This window comes from Rhodopseudomonas sp. RCAM05734, from assembly GCF_052658035.1.
This window is the reverse complement of sequence record NZ_CP199742.1, coordinates 2,294,268-2,318,417: the sequence shown is the minus strand read 5'-3', so window position 1 is coordinate 2,318,417 and position 24,150 is coordinate 2,294,268. Positions and strand designations below refer to the sequence as shown.

At 64.1% G+C, this 24,150-nt stretch carries 27 protein-coding genes; 17 read left to right on the top strand and 10 right to left on the bottom strand.

Features of this window, described 5'->3' with window-relative positions:
- Positions 1-92: 92 nt before the first annotated feature.
- The 5 genes from fliF to flbD are packed head-to-tail and all read left to right on the top strand — an operon-like array spanning position 93 to position 5,229.
- The gene (gene fliF, locus ACUXVA_RS10990) at positions 93-1,706 is read left to right on the top strand and encodes a flagellar basal-body MS-ring/collar protein FliF (protein ID WP_265080275.1); all 1,614 of its coding nucleotides are present in this window, start codon (positions 93-95) and stop codon (positions 1,704-1,706) included.
- Between the two features lie 5 nt (positions 1,707-1,711).
- Complete coding sequence (gene fliG / locus ACUXVA_RS10985; RefSeq protein WP_265080276.1) at positions 1,712-2,800, top strand: flagellar motor switch protein FliG; 1,089 nt, start codon at positions 1,712-1,714, stop codon at positions 2,798-2,800.
- Positions 2,800-3,435, top strand: coding sequence for a FliH/SctL family protein (locus ACUXVA_RS10980; RefSeq protein WP_265080277.1), 636 nt, complete (start codon positions 2,800-2,802; stop codon positions 3,433-3,435). Before fliG ends, ACUXVA_RS10980 begins: the two co-directional genes overlap by 1 nt.
- A gap of 10 nt (positions 3,436-3,445) precedes the next feature.
- Positions 3,446-3,793, top strand: a complete 348-nt coding sequence (gene fliN / locus ACUXVA_RS10975; RefSeq protein WP_413776401.1) for a flagellar motor switch protein FliN — start codon at positions 3,446-3,448, stop codon at positions 3,791-3,793.
- A gap of 56 nt (positions 3,794-3,849) precedes the next feature.
- Positions 3,850-5,229, top strand: a complete 1,380-nt coding sequence (gene flbD, locus ACUXVA_RS10970; RefSeq protein WP_265080278.1) for a sigma-54-dependent transcriptional regulator FlbD — start codon at positions 3,850-3,852, stop codon at positions 5,227-5,229.
- A 142-nt stretch (positions 5,230-5,371) separates the two neighbouring features.
- Here the strand turns inward: flbD and ACUXVA_RS10965 are convergent, their stop codons facing one another.
- Positions 5,372-5,527, bottom strand: a complete 156-nt coding sequence (locus ACUXVA_RS10965; RefSeq protein WP_265080279.1) for a hypothetical protein — start codon at positions 5,525-5,527, stop codon at positions 5,372-5,374.
- The gene (locus tag ACUXVA_RS10960) at positions 5,524-5,910 is read right to left on the bottom strand and encodes a DUF4345 domain-containing protein (RefSeq protein ID WP_265080280.1); all 387 of its coding nucleotides are present in this window, start codon (positions 5,908-5,910) and stop codon (positions 5,524-5,526) included. The genes ACUXVA_RS10965 and ACUXVA_RS10960 overlap by 4 nt, the downstream gene beginning before the upstream one ends.
- A 180-nt stretch (positions 5,911-6,090) precedes the next feature.
- On the opposite strand from ACUXVA_RS10960, the gene ACUXVA_RS10955 reads away from it, so the two are divergent.
- From ACUXVA_RS10955 to ACUXVA_RS10930, 6 genes are all read left to right on the top strand, one after another.
- Complete coding sequence (locus ACUXVA_RS10955) at positions 6,091-7,200, top strand: ATP-dependent DNA helicase (protein ID WP_265080281.1); 1,110 nt, start codon at positions 6,091-6,093, stop codon at positions 7,198-7,200.
- Between the two features lie 115 nt (positions 7,201-7,315).
- On the top strand, positions 7,316-7,723 hold the full coding sequence (locus ACUXVA_RS10950) for a BA14K family protein (RefSeq protein ID WP_265080282.1): 408 nt from the start codon (positions 7,316-7,318) through the stop codon (positions 7,721-7,723).
- 205 nt (positions 7,724-7,928) lie between these two features.
- Complete coding sequence (gene msrA / locus ACUXVA_RS10945; protein ID WP_445492113.1) at positions 7,929-8,648, top strand: peptide-methionine (S)-S-oxide reductase MsrA; 720 nt, start codon at positions 7,929-7,931, stop codon at positions 8,646-8,648.
- A gap of 75 nt (positions 8,649-8,723) precedes the next feature.
- On the top strand, positions 8,724-9,137 hold the full coding sequence (msrB, locus tag ACUXVA_RS10940) for a peptide-methionine (R)-S-oxide reductase MsrB (RefSeq protein ID WP_265080284.1): 414 nt from the start codon (positions 8,724-8,726) through the stop codon (positions 9,135-9,137).
- Between the two features lie 149 nt (positions 9,138-9,286).
- Positions 9,287-9,667 (top strand): hypothetical protein, encoded by a 381-nt coding sequence (locus tag ACUXVA_RS10935; protein ID WP_265080285.1) that lies wholly within the window; start codon positions 9,287-9,289, stop codon positions 9,665-9,667.
- A gap of 246 nt (positions 9,668-9,913) precedes the next feature.
- Positions 9,914-10,207: a hypothetical protein gene (locus ACUXVA_RS10930; protein ID WP_265080286.1), complete on the top strand. Its 294-nt coding sequence runs from the start codon at positions 9,914-9,916 to the stop codon at positions 10,205-10,207.
- A gap of 70 nt (positions 10,208-10,277) precedes the next feature.
- Here the strand turns inward: ACUXVA_RS10930 and ACUXVA_RS10925 are convergent, their stop codons facing one another.
- Complete coding sequence (locus tag ACUXVA_RS10925; protein ID WP_265080287.1) at positions 10,278-10,808, bottom strand: DUF4112 domain-containing protein; 531 nt, start codon at positions 10,806-10,808, stop codon at positions 10,278-10,280.
- Positions 10,809-11,031: 223 nt separating this feature from the next.
- On the opposite strand from ACUXVA_RS10925, the gene ACUXVA_RS10920 reads away from it, so the two are divergent.
- Positions 11,032-11,541 carry a PAS domain-containing protein gene (locus tag ACUXVA_RS10920; RefSeq protein WP_265080288.1) on the top strand — a complete coding sequence of 170 codons (510 nt, stop codon included), beginning with the start codon at positions 11,032-11,034 and terminating at the stop codon, positions 11,539-11,541.
- Between the two features lie 35 nt (positions 11,542-11,576).
- On the opposite strand, the gene ACUXVA_RS10915 is transcribed toward ACUXVA_RS10920, so the two are convergent.
- The 4 genes from ACUXVA_RS10915 to ACUXVA_RS10900 all read right to left on the bottom strand — a co-directional run bounded on the left by ACUXVA_RS10915 (position 11,577) and on the right by ACUXVA_RS10900 (position 15,922).
- On the bottom strand, positions 11,577-11,966 hold the full coding sequence (locus ACUXVA_RS10915; protein WP_265080289.1) for a DUF5413 family protein: 390 nt from the start codon (positions 11,964-11,966) through the stop codon (positions 11,577-11,579).
- A 101-nt stretch (positions 11,967-12,067) separates the two neighbouring features.
- A complete protein-coding gene (locus tag ACUXVA_RS10910; RefSeq protein WP_265080290.1) occupies positions 12,068-13,306 on the bottom strand; it encodes a GGDEF domain-containing protein in 1,239 nt (412 codons plus the stop codon).
- Between the two features lie 281 nt (positions 13,307-13,587).
- Entirely contained in the window at positions 13,588-14,868 is a 1,281-nt protein-coding gene (locus ACUXVA_RS10905) for a GGDEF domain-containing protein (protein WP_265080291.1), read from the bottom strand.
- Between the two features lie 229 nt (positions 14,869-15,097).
- A complete protein-coding gene (locus tag ACUXVA_RS10900) occupies positions 15,098-15,922 on the bottom strand; it encodes a lytic murein transglycosylase (protein WP_265080292.1) in 825 nt (274 codons plus the stop codon).
- A gap of 939 nt (positions 15,923-16,861) precedes the next feature.
- Between ACUXVA_RS10900 and ACUXVA_RS10895 the strand changes: the two genes are divergently transcribed.
- Positions 16,862-17,755, top strand: coding sequence for a DUF3800 domain-containing protein (locus ACUXVA_RS10895; protein WP_445492107.1), 894 nt, complete (start codon positions 16,862-16,864; stop codon positions 17,753-17,755).
- Positions 17,756-17,867: 112 nt separating this feature from the next.
- Here the strand turns inward: ACUXVA_RS10895 and ACUXVA_RS10890 are convergent, their stop codons facing one another.
- The gene (locus ACUXVA_RS10890; RefSeq protein WP_445492105.1) at positions 17,868-18,812 is read right to left on the bottom strand and encodes a DUF4238 domain-containing protein; all 945 of its coding nucleotides are present in this window, start codon (positions 18,810-18,812) and stop codon (positions 17,868-17,870) included.
- Between the two features lie 284 nt (positions 18,813-19,096).
- Positions 19,097-19,444 (bottom strand): GIY-YIG nuclease family protein, encoded by a 348-nt coding sequence (locus ACUXVA_RS10885; RefSeq protein WP_265080294.1) that lies wholly within the window; start codon positions 19,442-19,444, stop codon positions 19,097-19,099.
- A gap of 191 nt (positions 19,445-19,635) precedes the next feature.
- Here ACUXVA_RS10885 and ACUXVA_RS10880 point away from each other — a divergent pair, with 191 nt between their 5' ends.
- The 3 genes from ACUXVA_RS10880 (at position 19,636) to ACUXVA_RS10870 (ending at position 22,377) form a co-directional block, all read left to right on the top strand.
- Positions 19,636-20,529, top strand: coding sequence for an alpha/beta fold hydrolase (locus ACUXVA_RS10880; protein WP_265080295.1), 894 nt, complete (start codon positions 19,636-19,638; stop codon positions 20,527-20,529).
- Positions 20,530-20,716: 187 nt separating this feature from the next.
- Positions 20,717-20,989 (top strand): DUF2798 domain-containing protein, encoded by a 273-nt coding sequence (locus ACUXVA_RS10875; RefSeq protein ID WP_265080296.1) that lies wholly within the window; start codon positions 20,717-20,719, stop codon positions 20,987-20,989.
- Positions 20,990-21,186: 197 nt separating this feature from the next.
- Entirely contained in the window at positions 21,187-22,377 is a 1,191-nt protein-coding gene (locus ACUXVA_RS10870; protein WP_445492102.1) for a GGDEF domain-containing protein, read from the top strand.
- Positions 22,378-22,431: 54 nt separating this feature from the next.
- Here ACUXVA_RS10870 and ACUXVA_RS10865 read toward each other — a convergent pair whose 3' ends face one another.
- Positions 22,432-22,995, bottom strand: a complete 564-nt coding sequence (locus tag ACUXVA_RS10865) for a type 1 glutamine amidotransferase domain-containing protein (protein WP_265080298.1) — start codon at positions 22,993-22,995, stop codon at positions 22,432-22,434.
- Between the two features lie 232 nt (positions 22,996-23,227).
- On the opposite strand from ACUXVA_RS10865, the gene ACUXVA_RS10860 reads away from it, so the two are divergent.
- A complete protein-coding gene (locus tag ACUXVA_RS10860; protein WP_265080299.1) occupies positions 23,228-24,094 on the top strand; it encodes an SDR family NAD(P)-dependent oxidoreductase in 867 nt (288 codons plus the stop codon).
- Positions 24,095-24,150 lie beyond the last annotated feature (56 nt).

Below are 24,150 nucleotides of genomic sequence, written 5' to 3'. Positions count from 1 at the left end.
GGCCGTTAACCATCGTTAACCATATCGAAACCATCCCATGGGCAAAATTTGCCCAGTCGGCCATTCGCGCCGAATCTCAGGGGCTGGTTCGGGTGCAGAGTCTCATAGGTTTCCTCAAGGGTCTGGGCGCGGCACGCCTGATGGCGATGATCGCTGTCACGGCTGCGCTGATCGGCTTCTTTGCGTTCGTCATCATGCGGGTCACCACCCCCCAGATGACAACGCTTTTTACCGATCTCAGCGTTGAAGACTCCTCCGGCATCATCAAGGACCTGGAACGCCAGGCCATCCCCTACGAACTGAAGAACGACGGCGCCGCCATCATGGTGCCCAAGGACAAGGTCACCCGCCTGCGCATGAAGCTGGCCGAAGCCGGCCTGCCCAAGGGCGGCGGCGTCGGCTATGAGATCTTCGACAAGTCCGACGCCCTCGGCACCACCAGCTTTGTCCAGAACATCAATCACTTGCGCGCCCTCGAAGGCGAACTGGCGCGGACCATCCGGGCAATCGACCGGATCCAGGCCGCGCGCGTTCATCTGGTGCTGCCGGAGCGCCCGCTGTTCTCCCGCGAGACCCCGGAGCCGTCCGCCTCGATCGTGCTGCGGGTGCGCGGCGCGCTCGAGCCGCAGCAGGTTCGCGCCATCCGCCACGTCGTCGCCTCGGCCGTCAACGGGTTGAAGCCGAACCGTGTCTCGATCGTCGACGAGGCCGGACAGTTGCTCGCCGACGGCGCCGAGGGCGATCCTGCCAATGGCGGCAACGGCGACGAACGCCGCGCCGGCTTCGAAAAGCGCATGCGCAACCAGATCGAGGCAATCGTCTCTTCCATCGTCGGCGCCGGCCGCGCCCGCGTCCAGCTCACCGCCGATTTTGACTATAACAAGGTGACCCAGACCTCGGACAAGTTCGATCCGGAAGGCCGCGTCCTGCGCTCCAGCCAGTCGCGCGAAGAATCCTCGGCCTCCGGCGCCACCGACGGTGCGGTGACGGTGAACAATGAATTGCCGGGCAATCAGGGACAGGGCGGCGCCGCCGCCGCCAAGGACCAGAGCAAGAAGTCCGAAGAAACCAACAACTACGAGATTTCCCGCGTCACCAAGACGGAAGTGACCGAAGCAGGACGGGTCAACCGCATCTCGGTGGCCGTGCTGGTCGACGGGCAGTACACCAAGAACGAAAAAGGCGAGATGGTCTACCAGGAGCGCACCAAGAGCGAACTCGACCGCATCGCCACGCTGGTCCGCTCTGCCATCGGCTTCGACCAGAAGCGCGGCGACCAGGTCGAAATCGTCAACCTGAAATTCGCCGAAGCCCCCGCGGTCACACCCAATGCCGAGCCGACCGGGCTCTTCGGGATGCTGCAGTTCACCAAGGACGACGTCATGTACGTCATCGAGCTGGCGGTGATGATGCTGCTCGGCCTGGTGGTGATGTTCATGGTCATCCGTCCGCTGGTCCGCCGCATTCTCGCCAGCGATGCTGTGCCGGCGCTTGCCGCCCAGGGCGGCGTGCCGGCGCTGACCGACGGCACTGCGGTCGATGCGAGCGGCCACCCGGTCGCCCCCGGCGTCCCCAACATGATCGACGTCGCCACCATTCAGGGCCAGGTCCACGCCCAATCCGTTCACCGCGTCGGCGAACTGGCCGATCGCAATCCCAACGAAACGGCAGCCATCGTTCGCGCGTGGCTGCAGGAACCGGCGTGATCTGAATGGCAGTCCCCGCAACCACAGGCGACAACTCCAGCGATATCGCCAGCGTCGTCGCATCGCTCGCTCAGCGCCAGGGCGCCCGCGCGCCCAGCAAGCCGGTCAGCGGCCCGAAACGCGCGGCCATGCTGATGCTGGCGCTCGGCGAACAATACGGCGGCAAGGTCTGGGGACTGCTCGACGACGACGAGGTGCGCGAGCTGTCGCTGGCGATGTCCTCGCTCGGGACGGTCGAGCCGGAGACGGTCGAGGACCTGCTGCTCGAATTCGTGTCGCGGATGTCGGCATCGGGCGCCCTGATGGGCACCTTCGACGCCACCGAACGTCTGCTGCAGAAGTACCTGCCGTCGGACCGCGTCAACGGCATTATGGAAGAAATTCGTGGCCCGGCCGGCCGCAACATGTGGGAAAAACTGTCCAACGTGCAGGAGGAGGTGCTCGCCAACTACCTCAAGAATGAATACCCGCAGACCATCGCCGTGGTTTTGTCCAAGCTGAAGTCGGAGCATGCCGCCCGGGTCCTTGCGATCCTGCCCGAGGATCTCGCGCTCGACGTCGTCGGCCGCATGCTGAAAATGGAAGCCGTGCAGAAGGAAGTCATCGAGCGCGTCGAGCAGACGTTGCGGCTGGAATTCATGTCCAATCTGTCGCAAACCAGACGCCGCGATGCCCACGAGGTGATGGCCGAAATCTTTAACAATTTCGACCGCCAGACCGAAACCCGCTTCATCACCTCGCTGGAAGAAGACAATCGCGAAGCCGCCGAGCGCATCAAGGCGCTGATGTTCACCTTCGACGATCTGATCAAGCTGGATGCAGGATCGGCACAGACGCTGATGCGCAACATCGACAAGGACAAGCTCGGCATCGCGCTGAAGAGCGCCAACGAGGAGGTCCGCAACTTCTTCATGGGCAACATGTCGTCGCGCGCCGCCAAGATGCTGCTCGACGACATGGCCGCGCTCGGCCCGGTGCGACTGCGCGACGTCGACGAGGCCCAGGCGCTGCTTGTCAACCTCGCCAAGGATCTCGCCGCCAAGGGCGAGATCGTACTCACCAAGAACCGCGCCGACGACGAACTGGTGTATTGATGGCCGCTCCCGCAAAATTCCTGTTCGACGTCGATTTCGCGGTGCCCGACAAGGCGCGCGAAAAGGCTGCAACCTCGGCGGAAATCGCCGAGATGATCGCCAATGCCGAAGCCCGCGCCTATCGCAACGGATTTGACGCCGCCCAGCACGAGGCCAAGGTGGAAAGCGACCGCCGCGCCGCGCTGGCGCTGGAACAGATCGGCGTGGCGATCAGCGACATTGCCGGCCGCTTCTCCGGCATCGAGAGCCGGATGGAGACCGAAGCGGTCGACGTGGCGGTCGCCGTTGCGCGCAAGCTGTGCAGCGAACTGATTGCCGGCGAGCCGCTGACCGAAGTGATGGCGCTGGTTCATGATTGCTTCAAGCATCTGGTGGCGACGCCGCATCTCGTCGTCCGCATCAACGACCGATTATATGACGAAGCCCGCGAGCGGATCGAGAAACTGGCCAAGCAGAGCGGCTTCCAGGGCAAGCTCGTGATCCTGTCCGAGCCGGACATCGACAACGGCGATTGCAAGATCGAATGGGCCGATGGCGGCGTGCTGCTGGAACGCACGGCGATCGAAGCAAAAATTGGCGAACTCGTCGGGCGCTATATGGCGTCGCGCAACCCAACCGGCCTTGCACGGCCATGAGGACCACATCATGAGCAACGACACCCAGGTGCCGCTCCCCGATCTCAACGGCGCCGATCCGGTCGCGATGGGGGACGTCGGATACAATGAGGACGAACAGGTCACGCGCATCGCCGCCGACCTGGAAGCGGTGTTCGACGTGCCCGTGCAGGTCTCCGCGGTGCTCGGCCGCTCGAAGATGGATGTCGGCGAGTTGCTGAAGCTCGGGCCCGGCACCGTGCTGGAGCTGGACCGCCGGGTCGGCGAGGCCATCGACATCTACGTCAACAACCGCCTCGTCGCGCGCGGCGAAGTGGTGCTGGTCGAGGAAAAACTCGGCGTCACCATGACCGAAATCATCAAGACCGAGCGCAGCTAACGCCATTTCAACAATCCAGCGCCGAACGGCGCGGACCACAATAACAGGAGCAAACCATGCGGCTTCTCATCGTCGGAACCCTCAAGGGCCAGCTGACTACCGCCACCAAGATCGCCATGGACAACGGCGCCTCCGTCGTCCACGCCGAGAACCTCGACCAGGCGATGGCGGTGCTGCGCGGCGGCAAGGGCGCCGACCTGCTGCTGGTCGATGTCGCGCTCGATATTCGCGACCTCGTGATGCGGCTGGAAGCTGAACATATCCACGTGCCGATCGTCGCCTGCGGCATCACCAATGACGCCCGTGCCGCAGTCGCTGCGATTCACGCCGGTGCCAAAGAATACATCCCGCTGCCGCCGGATCCGGAGCTGATCGCCGCGGTGCTGGCCGCCGTCGCCAACGACTCCCGTGACCTGATCTACCGCGACGAGGCCATGGCCAAGGTCGTCAAGCTGGCGCAGCAGATCGCCGGCTCCGATGCCTCCGTGATGATCACCGGCGAATCCGGCACCGGCAAGGAAGTGCTGGCGCGCTATGTTCACACTCGCTCGCACCGCGCCAAGAAGCCGTTCATATCAATCAACTGTGCGGCGATCCCCGAGCATCTCTTGGAATCCGAACTGTTCGGTCACGAAAAAGGCGCCTTCACCGGCGCCATCGCCCGCCGCATCGGCAAGTTCGAGGAAGCTACCGGCGGCACCCTGCTGCTCGACGAAATCAGCGAGATGGACGTCCGCCTGCAATCGAAATTGCTGCGCGCGATCCAGGAGCGGGTGATCGATCGCGTCGGCGGCACGCGCCCGGTGCCGATCGACATCCGCATCATCGCCACGTCCAACCGCAACCTGTCGGATGCGGTGCGCGAAGGCACCTTCCGCGAGGATCTGCTGTTTCGGCTCAACGTGGTCAATCTCAAGATCCCGCCGCTGCGCGACCGCCCGGCGGACATTCTCGAACTGGCCCAGCACTTCGCCAAGAAATACGCCGACGCCAACGGCGTGCCGGTGCGGCCGATCTCGGCTGAAGCCCGGCACGTGCTGACCGTCAACCGCTGGCAGGGTAACGTCCGTGAACTCGAGAACACGATGCACCGCTCGGTGCTGATGGCCACGGGCGACGAGATCGGTGCCGATGCCATTCTCACGCCTGACGGCGATCGTCTCGATCTGGCAAAGACCGCACCGGCCGTAGCGCATGCGACCCTCGCTGCCGAACAGGTCACCCGCTCCCTGGTCGGTCGCACCGTTGCCGATGTGGAGCGCGATCTCATTCTCGAGACGTTGAAGCATTGCCTCGGCAACCGCACCCATGCCGCGAATATTCTGGGCATCTCGATCCGCACCCTGCGCAACAAGCTCAACGAATATGCCGATGGCGGCCTGCCGATCACACCGGCCGGTTCGGGCGACTACCGCGCGATGGTCGCAACGATGTAGGCTCTTGTCCCGGACGCGATGCAATACGCAGTATTGCTTCGCAGATCCGGGACCGTCACGAACTCCGGCGCTTGTGACGGTCCCGGATCTGCGCAGCAGCGCTACGCGCTGCGGCGCGTCCGGGACACGACATCCATGCGCTTCACGAATATTTCGGCGCGTCCGGCTTGCGGAAAATCTGGATCGGTTCGCCCGGCACCAGATCATGGCGGGTGAACATCGCATAGGCATAGAGCGCCAGATAGCCGATCGACAGCGCACCGATCAGATAGATCGCCCAGATGCCGACGCGCTTCATCGGCTGAGGCCGAGCTTTGCGACATGGCGTTGCCACAGCCAGATCAGCGGCACGATCACCAGTTCGCCGAACAGGCTGAGCAGGATGCCGAGCGTTGGAACGCCGTGAGAGATCACCGACATCAGGCGCGGGATCGCGCCCAGCACCAGGATGAAGGTCACCAGCGCGATCCGCTCGCTGTGCCGTTCGATATTGGGGATCGCCGACCAGTAAATCAGCCCGATCGCCAGCAACATGCCCTTGAGGAAGCGCACATAGCTGTCCATGGTCACATCGACGGCCACGCCGCTGAAACTGGTGCCGATCAGCACGCCGGCCAGGCCGAAGCCGACCGCAGACAGTCCGGTCAGCGCTACGGCGGTTTGAAGCAGTCTGCGTTGCATGCGCGATATTCCCGGTCCGGACGATGTCGCCGGCTTTTAGCGCAGGCGGCCGCTCCTGACAGCCGCAAACTGCGCGAATCCCGCCCTATTCTGCGGCTTGCACCCCGCGCCCGAATGGTTAGCTTGCCAAGGTGAGTCGCGGCCGCAACACCTGCAAGCCCTGCTTTTCCCCGAGATCCCATGCCCACTTTTACCCCGCACCAGGACGCCGCGCTCAAAGCCGTCGATGACTGGCTGAAAGCAAAACCAGGCAAGGGCAACACACCGCCGGTGTTCCGGCTGTTCGGCTATGCCGGCACCGGCAAGACCACGCTGGCGCGGCACATCGCCGACAACGTCGACGGCGAGGTCAAGTTCGCGGCATTCACCGGCAAGGCCGCTTTGGTGATGCGCAACAAGGGCTGCGACGGCGCTTCCACCATCCATTCGCTGATCTACCGCGCCCGGGAGACCGGCGAGGAACAGCCCAATTTCGAGTTGTGGGACGATGCGCCGGCCTCGAAGGCCAAGCTGATCGTGATCGACGAATGCTCCATGGTCGACGCCGATCTCGGCCGCGACCTGATGTCGTTCGACTGCCCGCTCCTGGTGCTCGGCGATCCCGCGCAGCTGCCACCCATCCAGGGCGGCGGCTTCTTCACCGATTGCGAACCCGACGTCATGCTGACAGAGGTGCATCGCCAGGCCGAGAATGACCCGATCGTGCGCATGTCCATGGACGTGCGCGAGGGCCGCGAGCTGGACATCGGCCGCTACGGCGAGAGCGAGGTGATCTCGCGCACCGAACTCGATCCGAAGCGCGTGATGGACGCCGACCAGGTGCTCTGCGGGCGCAACAACACCCGCCGCGCCTACAACACCCGGTTCCGTCTGCGGCTCGGCGTCGAAGATCCGCTGCCCGTGGCCGACGACAAGCTGGTGTGCCTGCGCAACAACCGCAAGAAGGCGCTGTTCAACGGCGGACTATGGCGCGTCAAGGCACGCGCCGCGTCGAAATCGCAGATCATCACCATGCGGCTATCGCCGGATGAGGATTTCGGCGGCAAGGTCACCAAGGTGTCGGTGCGCGCCGACTGTTTCAGCGGCGGCGTCGACCAGTTGCCGTGGGACCAGCGCAAGCCCTATGACGAATTCGACTACGGCTATGTGCTCACCGTGCACAAGAGCCAAGGCTCGCAATGGGACGACGTGGTGCTGTTCGACGAGAGCTTCGCGTTCCAGGAAAGCCGCGCGCGCTGGCTCTATACCGGCATCACACGTGCCGCCAAGCGCCTCAGCATCGTGATCTGAAGCAGCTCAGGGATGAGACCTCATGCGCTGAAACGACGCGGCGCGGTTCGAGGCTCAACTGGAACGTTGGCGCGTTAGCTTTGTTAAACCTGCATCGGATCATGCAGGAGTATTCATGCGAACGTTTCAAAAAATCACATCCGCCGTGCTGATCGGCGCCACCGCGCTGACATTTTCGGTTCCGGCTATATCCGCGCCCATGATGAACCAGGCGAGTGTGGCCAAGGCCGTTCCGTCGTCGACCGAGAACGTGCAATATTATCGCGGGCACGGCTACGGGTACGGCGGCGGTTATCGCCATGGCTACGGACACCGTGGTTACGGGCATCGTGGCGGCGGCAACGGCGCGCTTATCGGCGGATTGGCGGCGGGCGCGATCATCGGCGGCGCCATTGCGGCCGGCGCGGCGAGCAACGCCCAGGCACAGCAGAACGCCAATTACTGCGCCCAGCGCTACCGCTCCTACGATCCGGCTTCCGGCACCTATCTCAACAACGACGGCAACCGCTATCCCTGCCCGTAACATTTGAAGATCGACCGCAATCGATGCCCGGCCTTTGTGCCGGGCATTTTGCGTTCCGCCTCACGAAGTCGTGTCCGCCGCCTCGTAACGGATGGTACCTCGCCACGTATCTTCCATGACTAGATCCGGCCGAGCCAATTGCACGCTGCGCCGGAGCCTTTAGATTATCGACCGATCCGGTCGCCCTGGACCAAGAGGACATGTCATGCGCCGCTCCACCTTCAACCGCCTGTCACTGTGCGTTGCCACTGCCGTCGGCGCGCTGGCGATCGCCTCCTTCGCCGCGCCATCCTACGCGGCCGAGGACGCGGTGATCATTCCCGCACCCGCCATGGATGCACAGCCCTCCGGCACAACCGAGACCGCGGTCATCGCCGGCGGTTGCTTCTGGGGCGTGCAGGGCGTGTTTCAGCATACCAAGGGCGTCGTCAACGCCGTATCGGGCTATGCCGGCGGCACGAAGAGCACGGCGAACTATTCCGCAGTGTCTACTGGCTCGACCGGCCACGCCGAGGCTGTGGAGATCAAATACGACCCGAAGCAGATCAGCTACGGCAAGATCCTGCAGATCTATTTCTCGGTGGCGCACGACCCGACCCAGCTCAATCGCCAAGGGCCGGACAGCGGTACGCAGTATCGCTCGGAGATCTTCACCACCTCGGCCGAGCAGAAGAAGGTTGCCGAGGCCTACATCGCCCAGCTCAACGCCGCCAAGGCGTGGAAGAAGCCCATCGTCACCAAGATCAGCGCGCTGCAGGGATTTTTCCCCGCAGAAGAGTATCATCAGGACTACCTGACGCTGCACCCGAACCAGCCCTATATTGTCTATAATGACCTTCCGAAGGTCGAAAACCTGAAGAAGATCTTTGCGCAGAATTATATCGAGAAGCCGACGCTGGTCAGCAGCGCCAAGGTCACGAACTGACAGCGATCAGAACTGACCGGGGTCACGGAATGACCGGGGATCACTGACCACCCCGCGGCTTTGCAAGGAGATGACATGACCGACACGAAGATCAATCCCGGCAAGGTTGAGAAGAGCGACGCCGAATGGCGCCGCGAGCTTAGTCCCATGCAGTACGCCGTGCTGCGTGAGAAGGCGACCGAGCGGCCGTTCTCCGCCGAATACGAGCATGACCACACGCCCGGCACTTTCGTTTGCGCAGGTTGCGGCCAGACCCTGTTCGACTCCGACGCCAAGTTCGATTCCGGTTGCGGCTGGCCGAGTTTCACGCAGCCCGCTCTGGAGAGCCATGTCGACGAGGAGCGTGACATGAGCCACGGGATGGTACGGACGGAGGTGCTGTGCTCGAAGTGCAATGGCCATCTCGGTCACGTGTTTCCCGACGGCCCCGGACCGACGGGATTGCGCTATTGCATCAACTCGGCGGCCTTGAAACTTCAGCCGAAATAAATAGCTGGACGTTATCGAACTGTCTCAATGCCCCGTGCGACCAACATTGGTTGCGCGGGGCGTTTCTGTCCTGAAGACAGTTCGATGCCTCATATTGCGACACGCCTCATTCGCGTGCACGCGCTGAAGAACAATAAGAAAGCACTGCTATGTCGACCCGTTCCAACCGCTGGCTGTTGGGCTTTGCCTGCGCCGGCCTGATGTTCGAGACCATTGTCTCCCATCCCGCCCTCGCCACCGACAAGGTCTCGCTGTTCAAGATCATCACGGCGAAAGACGAAATCGTGATCGGCATGACCGATGACGAACTGGCCAAGCTGCAGAGCAAGACCGCCGGCGGCGTGGCCCGGCACCTGATCGACCGCGGCGCCATCACGGTGTGGCAATATGCGGTGCGCAAGGCCGAGGCCGGCGCGCTGGAACAAGCGCCTTTGCGCCAGGTGGGACTGCTGTCGAACGACGCGCTCCGCGTGGAGCCCTACACGACACCGCTGAAAATCGTCCCGATCCCCGACAACAGCGGGCAATAATTCGCCTCCGGATCGCCGCATCCTAGCGTTGAATCGTCGTAAGACGTTGAATTCGTAACCCTTATTGCGTCAAACCACCGCGCTGCCGGCGATTCATCATGCTGCGTGGCGGGTGTCGCATTTCTGTGAAACGTGCTTATATTAGGGTCTGTCCTTGAAATGATGTCCGGCGGGAAATCGCCGACGCGCGTGATCGCGCCATTCTCCGTCATTTCGCTTTGCGTACTTTCATAGAGGTCACTGACCATGGCTGCTTTTAGCTACAACACTGCCGCAGAACTGTTTCCCGCCGCGATCCGCAAGAAGAAGCGTGCCGGCTTCGCCTATCGTCGTTTCGATACCGCCGCCGCGGCGGTGCAGTTCGCGATCGAACAGTTGCCTGCAGATTCGCTGAATGGCGCCTATTTGCAGGTCGAGGAAGCACGCTTTGACCAGAGCGGGATTCGCACGCTGTACGAGAGCGAGGATTTCCCGCTTGAACGCCGCGCCCCCGAGCCGGTCGCGGAAGCCGCCGCCGACGAGTCCGTCGACGCCGCCTGATACGTTCCCCTTCAAATGATCGGTCCGGAAAACCGGCTTCGGCTTTTCCGGATCATGCCACGCAGTCGCACTAGCGCGGCTGCTTGTCGAGCCACTTCCGCAACATCCTGACATTGCGGATATTGGCGCGGAACATCACATCGAAGGCATCGCCCACCACGGGCACGATTCCGACCACACCATCCAGCGCCACATTGCCGAGCATCCGCATGGTGACATGCCAGGGCGCGCCGAGCGCGCGCGCCTCGCGCACCACCCACAGCGAAATCGCGGTCGTGATGATGTCGCCGAGCACCGGGACCAGACCGATGATCCCGTCGATACCGTAGCGAATGTTGGTGCCGGGCACGATGAAGGCGACATCCAGCAGTTTCGCCAGCGCGTCCAGCCGGGCGATACGCTGCTCCCGCGTCAGGTTGCCGAACATGCTGGCTGACGCACCGTCGAACGCAAAAGCGAAGCCCCCGGCCTGCGGCCCGAATTGCTCCGGCCGCACCTCGCGACCGTCCTGATCGATGATCGGACCGCGCGCAGCGCCGCTCTGCCGGGAATCGCGCGGCGGAGACGACGATGATGATGTGTAGCTGCGATCACTTTGCATGACGCTGACATGGGGAGCCTATGCGGGGTGCGCAAGTTGCGTCATGGCGTCGCGTTACACAACTGCGGATGCAGCGCCACGCGGTCGATAAGTTCGCTGAACGACTCCGGAAGTGACTTGCATCACACTCAACCAATGTCGTACGACGAATTTCTCGAATTCTATTCCTCCGGTATGCCACATGCGATATTCTCACACGATGAGAAGCGCTGGGGAGCGAATTATGGGACGACCACTGGGCGATGTGTGCCTCGACATCGCGAGCTACGCCCGCGAGCGGAAGCACGAATTCCTGTCCTACATCCTGCGGCTCGCGGCCGCCGAGGCCTACAAAAGCGCCGACGAGGAAAGCTTCGATCTGGCGATGCCGCGGAAATTCTCGCCGTCGGACCTGATCGCCGGTATCTGGGACTGGGACATCAGCCACGATCGCAACCATGGCGACGCCAGTTGCGCGGAGCTGTTCAGCATCGACCCGCAGCGCGCCGCACGCGGCCTGCCGGTGAGCGCCTATCTCGACGCCATCCATCCCGACGACATCGGCCGCGTCAAGCAGAAGCTGGCCGACGTGACGCGGCTTGGCGGCGTCTATCAGGTCGAGCACCGGGTGATCAGGAACGACCGGCTCTACTGGGTTTTTGCGCGCGGCCATTGCACGCTCGACAGGCACGGCCGCCCTGTGCGGCTGCCCGGTGCGCTGGTCGACATCACGCACGAAAAGGCGATGCACTGAGGCGGCACTCGCCCGCAAGAGACCTCGCGGGGCTTCTAGACCTGCTGCTCCTTCCGCGACCAGCCGGTCCACGACAGCAGCGAGCAGATCGCCGCCGGCACCGCGCCGACCAGGCCGAAGGTGAGGAATTGCGGAGCGTGGACCTGGCCCGGTGCGGTGTTGAGCCACAGCAGCGCAATCACAGCGAGATAGCCATTCAGCGCCGAGGTGGCGACCTTGGCGAGCAGCGGGATGCGTTCGCACAGCCACCAGTCCTCCAGCCACATGATCAAGGCCGGCACGATGCCGAACAGGTAGGCGAAGGGCAGCCCTATCAGCAGACCGGGAAAGCCGCCAAAGATCTTGCCGCCGGCGATGTCGCGCAGCACGAACACGATGAAGCCGATCACCGGACCCAGCAGAACGAAAATCACAAAGCGCTTCATGTCACCTCCGTACCGCAGCGCTATGCCGTGGCGGCGTGACGATTGTCCTTGCGGTTTGGCGAAGCGTCAATGGCGGCCTGCCGGCACGGCTCGAGTTTTGTCTACGCGCTCTTGCGCAGGCTGGCCGGCGAGCGCTTCGCGCCGTCGGTGCCGCCCGGGGCCAGTTCGGGGGCGGGTTCGAACAGCGCGTAGCGATTCTTGCCGTCGTTCTTCGCGGCATACAACGCCTGGTCGGCGGCGGCCACCAGCCGGTCCGGATAGTGGCCGATCTGCGGCGTCCACTCCGCAACGCCGATCGAGGCGGCGATCGGAATCTCGTCGCCGATGCAGCCGGCAGCATCCTCGCGGCAGGCATCGAGCACGCGGTGGGCAATCGCTCCACCCTCGATCAGGGTGGTGGCCGGCAGCACGATGCAGAATTCGTCGCCGCCGGTGCGCGCCAGGAGGTCGCCGGGGCGCAGCCGCGACTGCACCATCAAGGTGAAGTGCCGCAGGCAGTCGTCGCCAGCGGCATGGCCGAAGCCGTCATTGATTTCCTTGAAGCCGTCGAGATCGATCGCCAGCAGGGCAAACGGCTTTTGCGAGCGTTGCGACACCGCGCATTCTTCCTGCAGGCGCTGCAGGAAGTGGCGGCGATTGGCAACGCCGGTCAGGTCGTCGATCAGCGCCAGATCGGCGACCTCGGCGCGCAGCGCGTCGATCGCCATCATCAGGAAACCGAAATTCCACGCCATCGACAGGAACACCAGCACCAGCACCAGCGCCGCCTGCAACGCGTTGTAGTGCAGGAAGTCGATGTGGCCACCAACACCCAGCAGCGCCGCCGCCGAGCGCATCACATAGGCTGCCACCATCAGCACCGAGATCGAGCCGGCCAGCCGGGCGCCGGGATTGCTGCGACCGTCGGCCGGCGCGCGCAGCAGCAGGCCGAGCGTCATCACCGTCGGGACCGCCTGACCCAGCGAATAGACCGTGATGCGCATCGCAATGTTGTCATGCACGAGCGAGAAGAACGCCAGTCCGGCGGCGCTGAGCGCGACGGTGACCACGGGGAGGCGCCAGCTTACCGGGCGGCCATAGAAGCGCTGGATACCCATCACCGCGAAGCAGCCCGCGAGGATCATGGTCAGGGTGCCGACCAGCAGCGGGACCGTGGAATCCACCAGGCCGCCGCCGCGCAGCAGCCCCGCCGCGGCGCCGAACGCCCCGGCCAGCGCCGACGCGGTCCAGTACTTGGCCGCGGAAAAATTCGGATAGCTGCGCGTCACATAGGCCCAGATCAGGCCCACGGCGAGAAAATTGGAGGTAAATACCAGCCACAGGGTCGGGACGCTCAGCATGGCCGGCTCGCAACATTCTGTGCCTTGGCTGTGCTCAACTTGGCATCCTCATCCGGCGACTTCCGCCGCTGCTAAATGGCACCCCGACGGTTAATGGACTCCTGATCGAGTTCCAGAATCCAACGGGTTGGTTGTAAAATCGTGAAGCAAGAACTACCGGCAAATTAAGCATGCCAGCGCAGCGCAGCGCGACGCAGACGCGACGGCGTCCGCAACTGTTATCGCGGCGCCTGCGGTTGCACGCAAGGGCGACCCTGCCGCTTCCGTCCCGCGACCGCCGTTCAGCCGGTCGAGCGCATCCTGGACAAGGTCGGGACCAGCGGCGGTCCGCCCGGTGCGTGCGGAAGCGGACGTAACAACTCTTGTCCGTCCGATGCTGCGTCGGAGTGGCTGTCCAGCAGCGGGCCGAGCACGCTGTCGAACAGCGCGTAGCAGTTCTTGCCGTGGTTCTTGGCGAGGTAGAGCGCCTGGTCGGCCGCGACCATCATCGGCTCGGGCTGCTGGCCGATCGACGGCGTCCATTGCACCAGCCCCATCGAGGCCGCGATGGGAATGGGGCTGCCTTCCGCGCCGGAACGGCACGCATCGAGGATGCGGCGGGCCATGGCCGCGCCTTCGGTCAGCGTGGTGGCCGGCAAGACGATGCAGAACTCGTCGCCGCCGGTGCGGGCCAAGAGATCGCGGAGGCGCAGCCGCGCCTGCACCAGCGCCGAGAACCGGCGCAGGCAATCGTCGCCGGCGGCGTGGCCGAAGCTGTCGTTGATCCCCTTGAAGCCGTCGAGATCGATCGCCACCAGGACGAACGTTTTTTGCGAACGCTGCGACGCCGTGCATTCCTGCTGCAGGCGCTGCAGGAAATGCCGGCGGTTGGCCACCCCGGTGAGGTCGTCGGTCAGAGCGAGGCTGATCACCTCGTCGCGCAGCCGGCCGATGGCCATCAGCAGGAAGCCGAAATTCCACGCCGTCCCGAGCAGGATCAGCACCAGCGTGAAGGCGGCCTGCACGGTGTTCAGTTCGACCAGTTGCACCGAGCCGCCGACATTCCCCAGCGACAGGGCGGTGCGGATCGCGCCAACGACGATCATCGCGATGCCGATGCCTGCCGTGACCCGGGCCCCGGGATCGACGGCCTGACGGCGCTGCGACAGTTGCGGCGCCAGCGCCAGCGCCAGCACCATTGACTGGCACACAGAATGAATTGCGATGCGCACCCCGATGTCGTCGCGCCAGAGCAGGAACACCGCCAGGCCAACGACCTCGACGACGACGATTATCAGGCAGGGCAACCATGCGATGTCGCGGCCATAGAAGCGCCGGATGCCGGCGGCGCCGAGGCAGCTCGACAGCATGATCAGCCCGTTGCCGAGCAGCACCGGGATCACCGGATCGATCATGCCGCGCATCGCCCCCACGACAGCGCTGAGCGCGGCGACGGCGGCGCAGCCGACCCAGAACCGCGCCGCGATGAACTTCGGATAGATATAGGCCACGCACGCCCAGACCACGCCGAGCGCGGCGAAGTTGACCACCGCGAGGATCCAGACGCCGCCGGGGGTCAGCATCGCAGCATCGCCATGTCTGTCGCCTCGATCCCGATCGTCACGACGTCCTCACCATACCTGTCGCGGGGCAGAAAATGCAGCCAAGGCATTAATGGACCCTGACCGTTGCCGCTCCCGCGGCGGCATTTTGGGCGGTGTAGTGAAGTACCCGTTACTGGTGCGACGGCGTCTCCGGCGGCGCGGTCGAGCGGCGCCGGAGCCGGAGCTGACTGCCCTGACGCCCTTTGGCTTAGCGGCCCGCCGCCAGCCGGTCGGCGAAATAGGCGATGGTCTTGCGGTAGATGGTGGCCCTGTTCCATTCGCGCATGGCTTCGAAATTGGCGGTGCCCTCGCCATAGGGCTGGCCGTTCTTGAAGCCCGCGGTGTGCAGCAGATTGGCGGTGGAGGCCAGCACGTCGGGGACGGAGTGGCGCAGGTCGACATGGCCGTTGCCGTCGAAATCGACGCCGTACTTGATGTAGGACGATGGCAGGAATTGGGTCTGGCCGATCTCGCCGGCGAAGGCGCCGATCAGGTCGCGTTGCGGCAGGTCGCCGCGCTGCAGGATTTTCAGCGCGGCCAGCAGCTCGCCCTGGAACAGCTCGGTGCGGCGGCAGTCGTGGGCCATGGTGGTCAGCGTGCGGATCACCGGCATCTTGCCGATGTCGCCCTTGCCGAAATCCGACTCCAGCCCCCAGATCGCCACCACGATCTGCGGCGGCACGCCGAAACGCTGCTCGATGCGGCTGAGCAGCGCGGCATGGCGCGACAGCATCTGCAGGCCCATGGAGATGCGGCCCTGCCCGACCCGGGTCGCGACATATTGCTCGAAGCTCTTGTTGAAGGTGCCGCGCTGGCGGCGATCGAAATTCAGCACCGCGGGGTCCAGCGTCACGCCGGCGAAGGCCTGCGAGATCACCGCCTGCGAGATGCCGGCGCTCGCGGCCTCCTGCTGCATCGCCGCGACAAACGTATTGAAATCGCCGCCGCAGCGCGCGGCCGAGGCGGGCGCCGCGAACAGCAGGCTGGCGAGGAGCGGGGCACAGAGCGAGGCGGCGAGGCGCGGGAGGGACATCGGGAGCAGGTTCCTTCAATCTGATGGTGATGAGATCGGCGCTTGTAGCACGCGCCGCGGCGGCCGACGAGGCGCGGCAATCCCGCGCAGTGCGCCACAGGCCATTTGCAGGGCCGCAGCATTGAATCGCCGTATCGAACCGGTCGGAATGTGTGCGCACACGACCCTCCGTTCTCGCGACGCCGCAGCGCCCGAGCTTTGCTGCATTCCCCGCCCTCTTCTTTTGAGAGGGCGCGCGGAACGCCGGGTGCCCGATGCACCCTTGGTCCAGGCGCTATTGCCGTAGTCGGCGAATAGTGCGCCCGGGACGTCCGGATCCACCGGGGATCAACCCGGCGTTCCGCACGCGGTGGTGCTTCCGGCTCGCTTCGTGCTCTTCCCGGCGGAGGACGTCGCCACGGACTGAGAGTGTTCCGCGCGCCGGTTGGCCTCGCGGACCCTCCACCCGGGGTGCACCGTTTGCACCCAGGAACCACACGACTTGGGCCGGCGCGCGAGGCGCAGTCCGGCGTCCGGCCTCGGCTTTCGCCGCAGCCCTTCGCCGGCTGCGCGCAGCGTCGTCGTCCGCGCCTTGCACGATGGGTCACGGCCCTTGTGAGTGCCGCCCAGCCACCGCGCGCCGCGCCTGACGCTACCGCGCCACCGCATCCCGCCCCGCAGACCGTGACGATCGCGAGCCGCCCCTCTCAGTGAGGCGGGATAATGGGACTATCATCCTTTATGGGAAGGAAGGCAAGAGGGAGAGGAAAATAATCTTTAGATGATGCGCCTTTTGCAGCGACGTGTCATCGTGCTTTCAACATGCACTTCGCGAGCGTACGCTATCGCTCATCGGTGATACTCCTCGCTGCTCCGGGCAAGTGCGCCGGTTTGGAGGCGCTTTTGCCATTGGGCCTAGCAACAGGGTAATCACATTGGCCTTCCTGCAGGCATTCACCGATGACTCTGCAGCCCAAGAGGGTGACCGCCGTCTGTTCTTGGCGGGATACCTGCACCGCCGATGCTTGGGCATCTTTCTCGCAAGCTTGGAGCGCCGAGTTAAAAGCATGGCCATCTATTGAATACTTCAAAGCTTCAAAGGCCAACGCCCTAAATGGACAATTTGACTACAAAGACGATTGGGATGAAGCCAAGCGAGATGTGAAGGTTGGCAATCTTGCTGCGATAATCAGTCACTTCCAGCCACTGTCATTTTTCTTTTCAGTAAACCGCCAAATCTTTGAGGACGAGCTAAAGCCCGTCTCACCTTATGGATTTGGTCGACCTCACTTCCAAATGTGTTTCTCCGTGGTCGCCGGGATCGCGCAATATGCAGCGCAGGAAGGGATAAGCACGCCCATCGAGTTTATCTTTGACGAGCAGCAGGGCGTGGATGACGATATAGCGCTTTTTTTCTCTCATCTCAGAAAAGGACTTCCGCCTGAAGCACAAAACCTAATTGACGGTCCGCCACTTTTTAAAAGTGACCGGGACCAGCTTTATGTTCCGCTGCAGGCATCAGATCTACTGGCTTGGCATTTGCGGAACGAGCACGCCACGGGCGTTGCGCGGCCGTTGAAAGACAAGCTTCTGAATAACGTCATTCACCTCATCAAAGAGATCCCTGACGATATGGTTCGTCGATGGGCTGACCATCACGGAAAACTGGCCGGCACGCCGCTACTCCGGACGAAAAATCAGTGGAAGGAAATAAAAAATGAGATCAGGCGACTGCAGGATGCAGGCATTGATCCTTCCAAAATCACGGGTCCGGGCGTTTACTATCCAGACAGCTCAACCTTAGTCGGGCGCACCATCGACAGGGTGAGGAGATTACTCCGAGGAAACTCGTAGCGCATAGGGCGCAATAGCGAAGCGTATTGCGCCGCCTGCCATCCACCGGCGGATTGTGCTTCGCCAATAGGCCTGATGAGCTGCTGCAGAAACTAGCAGCGAACGCCCCCTTTTATGATAGCAGGGATGTCGGCGAAGCGGGCGGCGTGACTGGTGCAGAATTTGACTCGCCTAGACCTCTAGCCGCGGCAATAGCTTCCTGCCTCTGGGCTTCGGTGATGAGGGGGCGCTCCGGTGCCGTACCGAAGTGCTTCTTTACGAATTCCAGTTGCGAGTTGTCTGTACCCCAGACGTATTCCCGGCCTTGGGCAACCACGGCTCGATTCATGACCTTCACGATGGTGTTCTGGTTTACGTCAGGCAACCCGCGCTTAAACCGGTCGTCATATGCTGCGACGAAAACTTTTGTCGGAGAAATCGGCAGGGCGATGTAAGCTTGAGCGTCATCTAAGCCGATAGGCATTACCACAGGTCTGTCAGAGGTCAACAGCCTGTGTTTGGCGTCAGGCACATTGACCACACACCACTTCATGCCGAAAATCGTTGGACCAACCCGATCGTTATCGATGATGTCTGCCAGCATATTCGAGGCGTCGATGGCGGGGGCTGCTGGGTGGATTATAAATTTCATGCCGGGGTGGGCAGGCTCAATCGCCTTTGCAGCCTCTGCGTACATCTCCTGCATGTGATCTTTCAGTACGCGGACGCCTTCCGAATGTCTAAACAGGAGTGAGATAACGAACCGTGTCCACGAACTGCGCTGTGCAGCGCTACGAGGCGCAGAATCACCGGAGAGGATCGCCTGCAGTTCTTTGGCGGCGCCGTCGTCGAGCGGCGACATGAAAGCGGTTTCCAGCCTCTGAGAGACGTCCTCGGGCACGTGGTCGATTCGGTAGCCGTCTGGCACAAACCCTGTGCCACCAGGATAACGGTTGTTAACCACCACATTGCCGTTCACCTTCCGCATTACGGTAACGGTCGGGGACGCCCAACCGCTCAGGTAAAACACTGGGCTGAAGTGATGGCCCACCCTATCTGGCCCTCCAAGGTTGCTCATACGCCTCATTTCGTGGCGCGTTGGGCGCGATAGCAGAGCGTATTGCGCTGCTGTCGCATGCGCAACAACTACACTTGATAGCGCCGCCCGACGCGCCGACAGAGGCCGTCGTGCCCGCCTGTGCCGGGCACCCACGTTCGCGCCTGATATCGTGGATGGCCGGGACAGGCCCGGCCATGACGATCCCCGCGGGCGGTCGAGCCACCTGACAGGCTCTCGAACGACGGCCCGCTGTCCCCGCCGGCCTCCGCGGATGGCATGTCGGACAAGGCCGGACGGCGGCGTCAGATCGGCCTTGCATCGAGCGTCGATCGCCAGTGGGCGGCGCGCTCCTTCAGCAGGGCGTCCCGCACGTAGGTCGTCTCCTCCGCATCCAGCCGTTCGAGAATCTCGAACTGGAAATGCGCTGCGCCGTTGTGCTGCCAGGCTGCCTGCAGGTCGCGGTTCGGATGGCTGCCCTGCCGCAGCGTGAACCAGATGCGGTTCTGGATAGTCGTGACGTTGGGCCACTGGCCGACCCACGCCTGCCCGGTCGCCGTGCAGCGGACCAGATAGATGCCGGCGACGACCTTGCGCTCCTTGTAGGCCGCAATGGCCGCCTTCCTGTCCTCGCCGCTCAATGGGTTGCCCATTCGCCCGATCCTTCGCTCGTGTCCGAATGCAGCTTCGGCCATGCCGCTTATTATTATACGGGTAATATTGACACAAGCATTTTTTACCGGGTATAAATCGCGCCATTCGCCGGGGCCACTGCCCCCAGCGGCGGGCCGGGGCTCCCGCTCCCTCCCTTATTCCATGCCGATGCCGGCCCGAGGACCTGACGATGACCAGCGTGACCACGAACGGCATCACCATCCACTACGACAGTTTTGGCGCGCCGGAGGCCGAAGCCATGGTGCTGATCGCCGGCCTGGGCACCCAGATGATCCGCTGGCCGGTGCCGTTCTGCGAGAAGCTGGCGGCGCGCGGCTATCGCGTGATCCGCTTCGACAACCGCGACGCCGGGCTGTCGACGCATTTTCCGGATTGTCCGGCGCCGGATTTTGCCACGCTGGCGGCCGCGCTCGCACAGGGCCGGCGGCCCAACGTGCCCTACACGCTGCATGACATGGCCGCGGATACGGTCGGGCTGCTCGACGCGCTGGCGATCTCGCGCGCGCATCTGGTCGGCCGCTCCATGGGCGGCATGATCGCGCAACTGGTGGCCAGCGACCATGCGCAGCGCGTGCGATCGCTGACGTCGATCATGTCCAGCACCGGCAACCCGGCGCTGCCGCCGGCCGCGCCCGATATCATGGCGATGCTGACCCGGCCCGCACCAAATCCCTTCGCGGACGAAGCCGGATTTCTCGCGCACGGTCTCGGCTTCGCCCGATGCATCGCAGGCCCCGGACATCCGTTCGACACGGATACGCATCGCGCGCTGATACTGGCGGAGACTATCAGAGCCTATAACCCCGCCGGCTTCGGCCGGCAGATCGCCGCGATCGGCGCATCCGGCGACATCCGTTCGCGCCTGGCGCAGATCACGGCGCCGACGCTGGTGATACACGGGACGCACGACCGCCTGGTCCCGCCGGCCTGCGGCGAGGATACGGCGGCCAACATCGCAGGCGCCGAACTCATGCCGATCGCGGGCATGGGTCACGACCTGCCGCCGCCTGTGTACCGAGAGGTCATCGACGCGATCGCCGCCCTGGCGGCGCGGGCCGGCTGACGCTACGGCGCGGGATGCGCAATTTCCGCTGGCGCGGCGGCGCGGGTCGAGCTATCAGATGCGCGCTGCGCTCCGGCGCACCGTAAGCGTCTCACGTCAGGCAACGCATTCACCCCGGTCGGCTCGACCCGGAGAATGCTGCTGCAGAAGACCTGATCGACCGACCGACTTTTCAAAGAGTGACCTGATGAACACGCTTCGCACGCCGCGTCCGCGCGGAAAACTGCCGGCGCGCTACGCATCCGTCGTGATGCCGCTGGTGCTGTCGCTGCTGATGACCTTCGTGGTCTCGGCGATTTCGACCCTGAAGAGTCTCGGGCCAACGCCCGCTTTCGTCGCCACCTGGCCGGTGGCGTGGGGGCTGTCGTGGCTGGTGGCGTTTCCCACCTTGCTCGCGCTGCTGCCCATGGTCCGGCGCATCGTTGCGCTGATCGTGGCGCCGCCGTCAGCGCCGGGATGATGACCATGCCATGACGGAAGGGCGGCCGCGCGGCCGCCCTTCCGATCCCTAACAACGAAGCAGCCATGCAAACACGCTGCGCGTCTCAAATTGATCCGATTTCATTTCTACTTTAACAAGCCTCCGTCAGTACCACCGCCCTGGAACTTCCCGCCCCAGCAGAAGGGCCAACGCCGCAAGCCCCGGGTTCAAGCAGGATGGATAGCGCAATCGTCAGGACCACGCTGCAGCTGGTTCCCACGGGCATATTGCTGATCTTCGGAATCTCCTTTGTCGGCGCCTGGCTGATGGACCGCAAACGCGACTATCTGCTGGTGCTGGCCGGCGCCTGCGTCCTGTTCGCGCTGGGCGCGACGTCGCAGACATTCGGCTGGCCGCCCGGGACGGGGCCGAATGCCATTGTCTCCGGCGCGCTCTACACGGCGGCCGTGGTCGCTGCCGCCGAGGGGCTGCTGCGGCGCTCGCACAAGCAGTTCGGCCTCGACGTGGACGCGGCCATCGTTGCAGTCTTCACCGTGCTGCTGGCGTATTACGTCTATGTGGAGCGCAGCCTGCTTGCCCGGGTCTACATCCAGAACTTCGGCTATGGGCTGATCCTGCTGGTGACGGCGCTACGTCTGTCAGCGCTGGCGCGCGGCCGCATCGTCGACAGGATCTTGTTCTGGGTTCTGCTGGTGTTCGCCGTGCAGTTCTTTCCGCGCACCCTGCTGACGATCGGGTTTTCCGCACCCACCAATCGCGCGGCCTTCGCGAATTCGATGTTCTGGCAGACGCTGCGGCTGTCGCTCGCCGTGCTCGGCGCGGGCCTGGCCATGGCGATCCTTGCCGCTGCCGTCGCCGATGTGATCGACGACCTGCAGCAGGAGCGCGAACGCGACCACCTGACCGGGGTTTTCAACCGCCGCGGCTTCGAGGACCGCATCGCCCGCCAGCTCCGCAAGGGCCGGCATTCCCTGGTGGTGTGCGACATCGACAAATTCAAAGCCATCAACGATGCGCACGGCCATGACATCGGCGACATGGTGCTGCAGGCAGTGGCGCGGGCGCTGAACCAGTCGGTGCGCAAGGGCGACGTGGTTGGGCGTCTCGGTGGCGAAGAGTTCGCGGTGCTGCTGCCGCACACCGACGCCGGGGAGGCCTATGAATGCGCCGAACGGCTGCGCGCGGCCATCGCGGATTGCGCGTTCGAACAGCCGGGCCTCGCTGTCACCGCCAGCTTCGGCGTGGCGACGCAGACCACCGGGGAAGCCTGGGCGCCGCTGTTCAAACGGGTCGACGCGCGGCTGTACGAAGCCAAGCGCTCCGGCCGCAACCGCACGGTGTCGGACCAGCCGGGCGCCTCGGCCAAAGCCGGCGAGGCGATGCCCTACGCCGTATCGGGGCGTTGAGCGAGAACTCCGGAACTCACAAGTGGAGTTCCGGGATTTGCAACCGTCGCGCGGCTACGCCGCCTGGCGCTGCGTCTTGCTGGACTTGATCTCGGCGATGATCTGCTTGGAGAAAGCTTCTAGGTCGCCTGGATTGCGCGAGGTGACGATGCCGCCGTCGCTGACCACGGCCTTGTCTTCCCACTTGGCGCCCGCATTGATCATGTCAGTCTTTATCGAATGATAGGACGTCATCTTGCGGTTGTTGACGAGGCCCGCCTCGATCAGCAGCCACGGCGCGTGGCACACCGCGGCGATCGGCTTGCCGGCGGAATAGAACGCCTTGATCAGCGCCAGCGCCTCGGCGTTGACGCGCAGCAGGTCGGGATTGATCTGGCCGCCCGGCAGCACCAGCGCGTCGTAATCGGCCTCCGAGACTTTCGCCAGCGTGTGATCGACCTGCACCGACTGGCCCCAGTCGCTGCCGGACCAGCCGCGGATCACACCCGGTTCCGGCGACACGATATGCACCTCCGCGCCGGCCTCGGTGAGGCGATCGCGCGGCACTTCGAGTTCCGACTGTTCGAAGCCATTGGTGGCGAGGATCAATACGCGCTTGCCGCTCAGTTGCGCTGACATGAGATTCTCCATTGCTGTGAGTGATGCCGCGTCAATGACCGGCCGCAACGATCGTTCCGGCCGACACGATCACGTTGAGTTGGCTTGCACGGGACATGGAGCCGCGCCGCCGGCGCGGTTCCAGCGCGCCGGCCGCTTTGCTTTGACAGCGGCCAAGGGATCGCAGAAAACCGGATCGCGCAGCACCGCCGGCACACGCCGCGCCAAAATCCGCCAGCGTCAGGAGTTCGTCATGGCATCTAATGACTCGCAGCTTGCATCGCATCCCGCTCTGGTCGCAGGCGCGGTGGCGGTGATCACCGGCGGCGCCTCGGGCATCGGCTTCGCCGCGGCCCGTGCCTTCATCCGCCGCGGCATGAAAGTGTGCATTGCCGATCTCGGCGGCGAGCAACTGTCGCGCGCGGCGACGCTGCTCAGCGAGTCCGCCCCCGGCGCCGACATCATGAGCCACGCCGTCAACGTCGCCGACCGCGCCGACCTGGAGCGGCTCGCTTCCGCCGTGCAGGCGCGGTTCGGCGGCACCGACGTGCTGATGAACAATGCCGGCATCCAGCCGGCCACCACCGCGCTCGGGCCGCAGGACGTGTGGGAGCGCATCCTCGGCGTCAACCTGTGGGGCATCGTCCACGGCACGCAGGTCTTCGCGCCGGCCATGATAGCGCGCGGCCGGCCCGGCCTGATTATCAACAGCGGCTCCAAGCAGGGCATCACCACGCCGCCGGGCAACCCGGCCTACAATGTCAGCAAGGCCGGCGTGAAGGCCTTCACCGAAGCGCTGCAGCACGAGCTGCGCAACACGCCGGGCTGCGCCATCGACGCGCATCTCCTGATCCCCGGCTTCGTCTACACCGCGCTGACCAAGGGCGACCGCACCGAGAAGCCGGCGGCGGCCTGGACGGCGGAGCAGACCGTCGACTTCATGCTCACCAGCATCGCGGCCGGCGACTTCTACATCCTGTGCCCGGACAACGACGTGCCGCGCGCGCTCGACGAGAAGCGCATGGCCTGGGCGATCGGCGACATCATCGACAACCGCCCGCCGCTGTCGCGCTGGCATCCGGACTATGCGGACGCGTTCAAGGCGTGGGTGGAGAGCTGAACGACCCTGACGGCAATTGCGCACTTACTTCACCCTCCCCTTGAGGGGGAGGGTGA